This window comes from Nocardiopsis sp. FIRDI 009, from assembly GCF_003386285.1.
GTDB lineage: Bacteria > Actinomycetota > Actinomycetes > Streptosporangiales > Streptosporangiaceae > Nocardiopsis.
In genome coordinates this window covers 81277-90660 of the sequence record NZ_QPNC01000010.1, presented here as the reverse complement: position 1 = coordinate 90660, position 9384 = coordinate 81277, and the positions used below count along the sequence as shown (strand labels likewise).

6 protein-coding genes and 1 pseudogene are annotated in these 9384 nt (G+C 68.9%); 5 read left to right on the top strand and 2 right to left on the bottom strand.

Features of this window, described 5'->3' with window-relative positions; all coding sequences use genetic code 11:
* Positions 1 to 220 precede the first annotated feature (220 nt).
* Both DVR05_RS09305 and DVR05_RS26560 read left to right on the top strand, forming a co-directional pair.
* Complete coding sequence (locus DVR05_RS09305) at positions 221 to 550, top strand: hypothetical protein (RefSeq protein ID WP_232832055.1); 330 nt, start codon at positions 221 to 223, stop codon at positions 548 to 550.
* Between the two features lie 78 nt (positions 551 to 628).
* Positions 629 to 1174: a hypothetical protein gene (locus DVR05_RS26560; RefSeq protein ID WP_157982416.1), complete on the top strand. Its 546-nt coding sequence runs from the start codon at positions 629 to 631 to the stop codon at positions 1172 to 1174.
* 34 nt (positions 1175 to 1208) lie between these two features.
* Here the strand turns inward: DVR05_RS26560 and DVR05_RS09300 are convergent.
* Positions 1209 to 1900, bottom strand: a pseudogene (locus DVR05_RS09300) (transposase family protein).
* Between the two features lie 384 nt (positions 1901 to 2284).
* Here DVR05_RS09300 and DVR05_RS27340 point away from each other — a divergent pair.
* Together DVR05_RS27340 and DVR05_RS27335 are read left to right on the top strand one after the other, a co-directional pair.
* Complete coding sequence (locus DVR05_RS27340) at positions 2285 to 2536, top strand: hypothetical protein (protein WP_232832054.1); 252 nt, start codon at positions 2285 to 2287, stop codon at positions 2534 to 2536.
* A gap of 60 nt (positions 2537 to 2596) precedes the next feature.
* Positions 2597 to 2812, top strand: a complete 216-nt coding sequence (locus DVR05_RS27335; RefSeq protein ID WP_232832053.1) for a hypothetical protein — start codon at positions 2597 to 2599, stop codon at positions 2810 to 2812.
* A 105-nt stretch (positions 2813 to 2917) separates the two neighbouring features.
* On the opposite strand, the gene DVR05_RS09290 is transcribed toward DVR05_RS27335, so the two are convergent.
* Positions 2918 to 3400, bottom strand: a complete 483-nt coding sequence (locus DVR05_RS09290) for a DUF1269 domain-containing protein (RefSeq protein WP_116245434.1) — start codon at positions 3398 to 3400, stop codon at positions 2918 to 2920.
* Positions 3401 to 3895: 495 nt separating this feature from the next.
* On the opposite strand from DVR05_RS09290, the gene DVR05_RS09285 reads away from it, so the two are divergent.
* On the top strand, positions 3896 to 9352 hold the full coding sequence (locus tag DVR05_RS09285) for a carboxyl transferase domain-containing protein (protein ID WP_116245433.1): 5457 nt from the start codon (positions 3896 to 3898) through the stop codon (positions 9350 to 9352).
* Positions 9353 to 9384 lie beyond the last annotated feature (32 nt).

The window sequence follows — 9384 nt, the reverse complement described above, 5'->3', positions numbered from 1 at the left end:
AACGGCACCGAACTCCCGCGAACGTGATCAACACGGTTCAAACCAGAAGTCCAACTGGAGTACTGGGGTGCTCACGGGCAGCCGTACCTGGAAGCGTGTTTCCCCGGAACGGGCTTCGCCTGGAGGCTCCCGTGGTCCTCGTCCACCACGATCAGCCAGGAGAGTCGAGGCCGGGTTCGGGTCGACAACGTGCCGTGATGGCTGCGAAAAGGGGGGCGTCGTGTCGTGGGTCGGCCGGGTCGCCGACGCCGTCGAGTGGCGGCCGAGGGTCATCGGTATCGAGTGGGACGTGATCGAGGCGCGCCTGGGCACGGCGCTTCCCGCCGACGACAAGGAGCTCTGCCGGTGTTTCGGTGTGGGGGAGTTCAGCGGATATCTGCATGTGTACGGTGCGCCGGGAGGCACCGACTCTCAGATGGCGGACGCTGGAGACACATCCGTTCCCGCGGGACGCCTTCGACCCGTACGGCCTCCACCGTCCGGGTGGACGAGGCCTGATCCCCTGGGCCATGTCGGTGACGGCAGCCGGAAGTTCCGGATGGAGTTTTGATATCTGTATCGAAAATAGCCCTAGTTCGGGAATTAGGAATGGAGAGTACTGCATCAACCAAGCGAGAGGAGAAAACTGGTGGCCGAGATAGTTGATTCAATCGTTGCCCGTTATGGGATTCCTGGCCGGTCCGACGTCGAGGCGGTAGACTCAGTTCCTGATCATTGGCGGGGTAAGAAAATTACATCAGATTGCGCATATTTGATGGATCGGTATGGTGGATGCATTGCCCTGTATTCTTGGATCATCCTCTTGGATCCTTGGGCGATCTATGAATGCCTCGTTGAATTTCACGATGACATGGAGTACGTGCACAGAGGGGAGTTCGCATTTATCGAACCCGGCGGGGAGGAGGTTAGAATTTCCCCATCGCACCAAGCCCGAAAAATCTCAGTGAGAAATCTTGTAAAATTCGGAGAAACAGACACTGGAGTTGAATTTTTCTGGCACGCACTTGGAAAAGCGGACGATTGGAATATATTTGTAGTAAGCTCAAATTATTGGCAGGAGTATCAGATCAGTTCATCTGAATTTATCTACGGAATCCTGTCTGGAGGGCTGGGTGATAACTACCTTACTTCTGCTGGGGATCGAGGGGGAGTGCCCGAGATTCGTGCAGTATAATAATTTAATGAGGTTTTCTCAGTGAGTTCTACTTTCATGTGCTGTTGAGGACCAGGGCCGCTTGGATGATGGCTATGATCCGGCCCGGGCTGAACGTGACGTGTTTCAGGGCACGCCAGCGCTGTTTCAATTCGGCCGCCGCACGCTCCCCGAGGGCACGAGTACCGCGCAGGAGGCGGTTGTGGGCGCGGTTATCCCTGCTCAGCGGGCTGGGGATGTCCGGGTGCGGGCGCAGGTCAGGTCGTGGCGCGAGCCGGACTCGACGTCGGACACCCACAGCGGGGTACCGTCCGGGGCGGCCAGGAACTGCACGTTGCCGGCGAAGTGCTTGGCTTTGCCGGAGTACCACTCATCGTTGCCCTTGTCGTTGGTCCCGGCGACGCGGTCGCAGCCGATGAGGGTGCCGTCCAGGATCAGGTGGTTCATGCCCTGGTCACGACACCGTTTCAGGACCTGGTGCAGGTCGGGGGCCTGGGCGGCCAGGACGTCGAGGGCCTCGTGCGGGTAGCGGTAGCCGGTGGCCTGACAGATGCCCGCGTCCTGGGCCAGGCGGTGGACGCATCCGGCCTCGCGGAACCAGCGCAGGACGAAGATCGCTTGGCGGAACGGCCCCAGGGCTCGGGACCTCTTCGGGGTGCCGATCGTGCGTCGGTGAGCGGCGAGCAGTCGGGAGAGGAACTCCACGACGTGTCGGGGGACGTCAAGCGTGGCAGAATAGGTGACCAACGTGAGGCCTCTGGTTCAACGGACTTTCTTGTGGTGAGAACAGTCCTACCAGGGGCTTCACGCCTGTGAGCGATGGTTCCGTGATGTTCATTTTCGGTGCTCCCGCGAAGTTCGTTCGACTTCCACGTCCGCGTTTCATTGAGAAAAACTCAGTGAACGGTAGGCTTGCGAACGACATACGAGTTTACCTCGACGAAAATCTTCCAGACATCGAGGCACGGGCGAGTTCGAAGGGCGAACATCGAGCGAAACCAAGGTGGAACGGACGTTCGATTTGTGCATTACGTCCGCACGGACTTCGGTTTCATTGTGGGCGGGTAACGTCCGGGGTGGGCCGGGTTCGGCTCGACAACGTGCCGTGATGCCTGCGAAAAGGGGGGCGCCGTGTCGTGGGTCGGCCGGATCGCCGACGCCGTCGAGTGGCGGCCGAGGGACATCGGTATCGAGTGGGACGTGATCGAGGCGCGCCTCGGCACGGCGCTTCCCGCCGACGACAAGGAGCTCTGCCAGTGTTTCGGCGCGGGGGAGTTCAGCGGATATGTGCATGTGTACGGTGCGCCGGGAGGTGCCGACTCGCAGGTGGCGGACCGGCTGGCGTCGCTGTGGCGGACATTGGAGACACATCCGATCACGTAGAACGTCTTCGATCCGTACGGTCTCTACCGTCCGGGTGGACGGGGCCTGATCCCGTGGGCCATGTCGGTGACGGCTGTCGAGTTCTCCTGGGCCGCCGACGCCGAGGTGCCGCCGGAGGACTGGCCGGTGGTGGCGCGGACCGAGGTCAGCCCTTGGCAGCGCTTGCCGATGTCCGCCTCGGAGTGCCTCCTCCGCGTTCTGACCGACGTCACCTTCGAGGAGTTCACCATCGCCGACCTGGTGGGACGTCCGTACTTCACGCCGCACGCGGCGTAGCCCCGGGCAGGGACCGGGCCGCGCGTTGAGACCCCTCCCCGGTCCGGCTCCCACGCCGCACGGGACGGGCACGGGAGGAGCCCCGCCCTCCCCGTGGACGGCGGCTCAGTCGCTCAGGGCCCGCACGAGCGCCTCCTCGTCGTCGTGGGCGAGGTTGGTCTGGATGACGGTCGGGTGCAGCGGCTTGAACGCGCTGACCACCCGGTCGCGCGTGGCCGACTGCGCGAGCAGGAAGACCGCGGCCCGGCCCTGGTCGAGCTCGGAACCGATCCGCTTGATCATGTCGTCGTCGATCCCGACGTCGCTGAGCTTGCCCGCGACCGCGCCCGAGGCGGCGCCGACGGCCATGCCGAGCAGTGGGTTGAGGAACAGCAGCCCGATGAGCGTGCCCCAGAGGGCGCCGCCCAGCGCCCCAGCCCCGGTGAGGTTGACGGTCTGGTGGATGCGGGGCCGCCCCTTGGCGTCCTTGTAGACGTAGGCCGCGTCCTCCAGTTTCAACAGCTCCTGCTTGCCCAGCTCCGACGCGATGTCCAACGCCTCTTCGGCCGTCCTGGCGTCGGCCACGCCGAGTACGACGAGGTGCGCCATCCGTTCCCCGCGATCGTCTCCAGGTGACGCAATGACCACTCACAGTGTTTCCAGATGGGCTTCGCGGTAGCGCCATCACCGGGGAAAACGAGCGCCATGCCCCTTGGCGCTCCCCGTGTGACATGCCGGACACCGATCGCCGCCGCCGTCCGCCGCACCGGCGGGGCCGGTCGGCGCCCGCACGCGCGTGCGCTGGGACTCCGCGCGGAACCGCGGTTCCCCCCGGCGCCGGGGCCACCCGGGGTGACCTGCGCGATCTGGGTGTTTTCGCTGTTCGGAGGTCGTACACTGCGCCGGGCGCCTCTCGCGCGGACCCCTCCCCGGGGTACCGCCGGCCGCGACCGACGGCTTTTGGACGTTTCCCACAACGGATGCCGCCCAGACTCCTCCACGGACGGCATGGCGCCGTCGGCCGACAGCCGGGAGGATGAACCCTGCGGAGTGTCGCCTTGGGGGCGGCGCGCACATCGTCGATCTACAGAAGGACTCAATCGGGTGTTCACTCGTGTCGCCATCGTCAACCGTGGTGAGGCCGCCATGCGGCTCATCCACGCCGTACGAGACCTCGCCGCGGAGACAGGGGCACGGATCGAGACCGTCGCCCTCTACACCGACGTCGACCGCACGGCCGCCTTCGTCCGGGAGGCGGACCTGTCCTACGACCTCGGTCCCGCGTCCGCGCGCCCGTACCTCGACCTGAAGGTGCTGGAGCGCGCGCTGGTGGAGACCGGCGCCGACGCCGCGTGGGTCGGCTGGGGCTTCGTCGCTGAGGACCCGGCGTTCGCGGAGCTGTGCGAGAAGGTGGGGGTCACCTTCGTCGGCCCGAGCGCCGAGGCCATGCGCAAGCTCGGCGACAAGATCGGCGCGAAGCTGATCGCCGAGGAGGTCGGCGTGCCGGTCGCCCCCTGGAGCCGGGGCGCGGTCGAGACCCTGGACGCTGCCCTGGAGTCGGCGTCGCGGATCGGCTACCCGCTGATGCTGAAGGCGACCGCGGGCGGTGGCGGGCGCGGTATCCGCGTCATCAACCACGAGGCCGAACTGGCCGATGCCTACGAGCGGACCAGCCAGGAGGCCGCCCGGGCGTTCGGCAGCGGCGTCGTGTTCCTGGAGCGCCTGGTCACCCACGCCCGGCACGTCGAGGTGCAGGTGATCTCCGACGGTGAGACCGCCTGGGCGCTCGGCGTTCGCGACTGCTCGGTGCAGCGGCGCAACCAGAAGATCATCGAGGAGTCGTCCTCGCCGGTCCTGAGCCCCGCGCAGACCGCCGAACTCAAGACGTCGGCCGAGCGGCTGGCCGTCGCGGTCGGCTACCGCGGCGCGGCCACCGTCGAGTTCCTCTACCACCCCGGCGACGAGCTCTTCGCCTTCCTGGAGGTCAACACCCGACTCCAGGTCGAGCACCCGATCACCGAGTCCACCACCGGATTCGACCTGGTCAGGGCGCAGCTGCACGTGGCCTCCGGCGGGAAGCTGGAGGGCGAGCCCCCGGCGGAGCGCGGACACGCCATCGAGGCCCGGCTCAACGCCGAGGACCCGGACCGCGACTTCGCACCCTCCCCGGGCCGCATCGCGCGGCTGGACCTGCCCGCCGGGCCGGGTATCCGCGTGGACACCGGGGTCAGCGAGGGCGACACCATCCCCGCCGACTTCGACTCGATGATCGCCAAGATCATCGCCTACGGGGCCGACCGCGACGAGGCGCTGGGCCGCCTCCGCCGGGCGATGGCGCAGACCACCGTGATCATCGAGGGCGGCGCGACCAACAAGAGCTTCGTGCTCGACCTGCTCGACCGGCCCGAGGTCATCGACGCCAGCGCCGACACCGGTTGGATCGACCGCGTCCGGAGCGAGGGCGGGCTCGTCTCCCACCGGCACTCCGCCGTCGCCCTGGCCGCCGCGGCCATCGAGGCCTACGAGGAGGAGGAACGCGTCGAACAGCACCGCCTGCTGTCGACGGCGTTCGGCGGCCGTCCGCAGGTGCAGCACGAGAGCGGCCGTCCGCTGGACCTGAAGCTGCGCGGCGCAGGCTACCGCGTGCGCGTCGCACGCCTGGGCGCGCACCGCTTCCGGGTCGGGATCGAGGCGGGCGAGGAGATCCACACCGCCGACGTCGAACTCGACCGCTTCGACGAGCACACCGGGCGGATCATCGTCAACGGCACCTCCTACCGCCTGCTCACCGGCACGCACGGGCCGATCCACCTGGTCGAGGTGGAGGGCGTGGCCCACCGCGTCAGCCGCGACGAGGGCGGTGTCCTCCGCTCGCCCGCGCCCGCACTGGTCGTCGCCACACCGCTGGAGGTCGGCGCCGAGGTCGAGGCGGGCGCTCCGGTTCTGGTGCTGGAGAGCATGAAGATGGAGACGGTGCTGCGGGCGCCGTTCCGGGCCCGGCTCAAGGAGTGCGCCGTGTCCGTGGGCAGCCAGGTGGAGACCGGCGCCGCGCTGCTGCGTCTGGAACCGCTCGCCGACGACGAGGCCGAGGACGCCTCCGCCACCGAGTCCGTGGAACTGGACCTGCCCGCCCCGGCCGAGGGGGTCCCGGCCCGCACCCGCGTCGCGCGCGGACTGGAGGACGTGCGGAGCCTGCTGCTGGGCTTCGACGGCGACCCGCGCGACGAACGCCGGGTGTTCGACGACTACCTCGCCGCGCGCGCCGAGGCCGTCGCGGAGGGGCACCGGCCGCTGGCCGAGGAGCTCGGCCTCATCGACGTGTTCGCCGACCTCGCCGAGCTGAGCCGCAACCGTCCGGCGGGCGAGGAGACCGGCGCCGACGACCGCGTCCACAGCGCGCGCGAGTACTTCCACACCTACCTCCAGAGCCTCGACGTCGAACGGGCCGGACTGCCCGCCGCCTTCCAGGACAAGCTCGCCAAGGCGCTCGGGCACTACGGGGTCACCGACCTGGAACGCTCCCCCGAACTCGAATCCGCGGTGTTCCGGATCTTCCTCGCCCAACAGCGCGTGTCCGCCGACGTCTCCGTGGTGACGGAGCTGCTGCGCGCGTGGCTGCGCGAACCCCAGCCGGACGCGACCCTGCGCGACACCGCGGGTCGTGCGCTGGAGCGCCTGGTGGCCGCCACCCAGGTCCGCTTCCCCGTGGTCGCCGACCTGGCGCGCGGCGTCGTGTACTCCTGGTTCGGCCAGCCGCTCCTGCGCCGCAACCGCGCCCGCGTCTACGCCAACGTCCGCAGGCACCTGCGCCACCTGGACGCGAACCCGGACGCGCCGGACCGCGCCGAGCGCATCGCCGAGATGGTGCGCAGCACCGAGCCCCTGGTGCGGCTGCTCGGCCAGCGGCTCGTCCGCGCCGACCTGGACAACTCCGTCATGCTGGAGGTCCTGACCCGGCGGTACTACGGCAACAAGGGCCTGACCGGTGTCCGCACCGCCGAGGTCGGCGGCTGCGCGTTCGTGGTCGCCGAACGCGCCGGTTCGCGCCTGGTCTCCGCCGCGGTGGGCTTCGAGGCGCTGGGCGGCGCGCTGAGCGGGCTCGCGGAGCTGGCGAACGGCGAGGACGACATCGACGCCGACATCTACCTCGCCTGGGAGAAGCAGCCGGAGGACTTCGACGCGATGTCCGCCGCGTTGCAGGAGGTCCTCAGCGTGCATCCGCTGCCGGACCGGGTCCGCAGGCTGACCACGACCGTCGCCGGGCGCGACGGCGCGGTGATGCACCACCACTTCACCTTCCGTCCGTCGCCGACCGGGATGGCCGAGGACCGGCTGATCCGCGGCCTGCACCCGTACATCGCGCAGCGGATGCAGATGGAGCGCCTGAGCAAGTTCGACCTCACCCGGCTGCCGTCGTCGGACGAGGAGGTCTACCTCTTCCAGTGCGTGGCCAAGGAGAACCCGTCGGACGACCGCCTCGTGGCGTTCGCGCAGGTGCGCGACCTGACCGAGCTGCGTGATCGGGACGGCAGGCTCGTCGCGCTGCCGACGGCCGAGGACACCCTCGCCGCCTGCCTGGACTCGATCCGCCGGGAGCGGTCGCGGCGGCCGTCGCGCAAGCGGTTCAACACCAACCGGATCGTCATCTACGTCTGGCCGCCGAGCGGTATCACCCGCGAGGAGATGGAGATGATCGCCGAGCGGGTGCGGCCGACGACCGAGGGCGCCGGGCTGGAGGAGATCCTGTTCATCGCGCGCCAGCGCGACCCGGAGACCGGGGAGCTGGCCAAGGTCGCCATCCGTATCTCCTTCGACGCCACCGGGGGCACCGAGCTGACCATCGGTGACCCGTCGGACGAGCCGGTCGAGCCGATCGACGACTACCGCCAGAAGGTCCTGCGCGCGAGCAGCCGCAACACGGTCTACCCCTACGAGCTGACCGGTCTGCTCGGCGAGTTCGTGGAGCACGACCTCGACGAGAACCACGCGCTCGTGCCGGTCGACCGGCCCAAGGGGCGCAACACCGCCGCGATCGTCGCCGGTGTGGTGACCACGCCGACCGAGGGGCACCCGGAGGGCGTCCGCCGGGTGGTCCTGCTCGGCGACCCGACGAAGTCGCTCGGGGCGCTGTCGGAGCCGGAGTGCCGCCGGGTGATCGCCGCGCTGGACCTGGCCGAGCGGATGCGGGTCCCGCTGGAGTGGTACGCGCTCTCGGCCGGTGCGCGGATCTCCATGGAATCCGGCACGGAGAACATGGACTGGGTGGCCGCGGCGCTCAAGCGGATCGTGGAGTTCACCCAGGACGGCGGGGAGATCAACGTCGTCGTCGCGGGCATCAACGTCGGCGCCCAGCCGTACTGGAACGCCGAGGCGACGATGCTCATGCACACCAAGGGCATCCTGGTCATGACGCCGGACTCGGCGATGGTGCTCACCGGCAAGCAGTCGCTCGACTTCTCCGGCGGTGTGTCGGCCGAGGACAACTTCGGCATCGGCGGCTACGACCGGGTCATGGGCCCGAACGGCCAGGCGCAGTACTGGGCGCCGAACCTGACCGCCGCGCGGGACGTGCTGATGGCGCACTATGACCACTCCTACGTCGTGCCCGGCGAGGAGCGGCCGCGGCGGGCGACCACCACCGACCCGGTCGACCGCGACGTCTCCGACTTCCCGCACACGGTGGAGGGCAGCGACTTCACCACCGTCGGCGAGATCTTCTCCGTCGAGGCCAACCCGGACCGCAAGAAGCCGTTCGACATCCGGACGGTGATGCGGGCGCTCTCCGACCAGGACCACGCGGTGCTGGAGCGCTGGGCGGGCATGGCCGACGCGGACACCGCGGTGGTGCAGGACGTGCACCTCGGCGGCATGCCGGTGTGCCTGCTCGGTATCGAGTCGCGGTCGGTCCAGCGGCGCGGCTTCCCGCCCACCGACGGCCCGGACGCCTACACCGCTGGCACGCTGTTCCCGAGGTCGTCGAAGAAGGCCGCCCGGGCGATCAACGCCGCCAGCGGCAACCGGCCGCTCGTGGTGCTGGCGAACCTGTCGGGCTTCGACGGCTCGCCGGAGTCGATGCGCGAGCTCCAGCTGGAGTACGGCGCGGAGATCGGCCGCGCGATCGTGAACTTCCGCGGGCCCATCGTGTTCTGCGTGATCTCGCGGTACCACGGCGGCGCGTTCGTGGTGTTCTCCAAGGCACTGAACCCGAACATGACCGTGCTCGCGCTGGAGGGCTCCTACGCCTCGGTGCTCGGCGGCGCCCCCGCCGCCGCGGTGGTGTTCTCCGGTGAGGTCAACGCCCGTACCGCGGCCGACCCGCGGGTGCGGGACCTGGAGGCCAGGGTCGCGGCCGCCTCCGGCGCCGACCGCGCCGCGCTGACCGCCGAACTCGACGAGCTGCGCGTGTCGGTCCGTTCGGAGAAGCTCGGCGAGGTGGCCGCGGAGTTCGACCGCGTGCACGACATCCACCGCGCGGTCGAGGTCGGCTCCGTGGACGCCGTCATCAGCGCAGCCGAGCTGCGCCCGCGCGTCATCGCGGCCCTGGAGGCGCACCAGAGCTAGTGCCGTGGCCGGAAACGTTCACCGGGTTGAGT

What these genes read in the sequence shown, in the direction of transcription:
- DVR05_RS27335 (WP_232832053.1), top strand. Translation starts at nt 2,597, where the DNA reads ATGTCGGTGACGGCTGTCGAGTTCTCCTGGGCCGCCGACGCCGAGGTG.
- DVR05_RS09290 (WP_116245434.1), bottom strand. Translation starts at nt 3,400, where the DNA reads ATGGCGCACCTCGTCGTACTCGGCGTGGCCGACGCCAGGACGGCCGAA.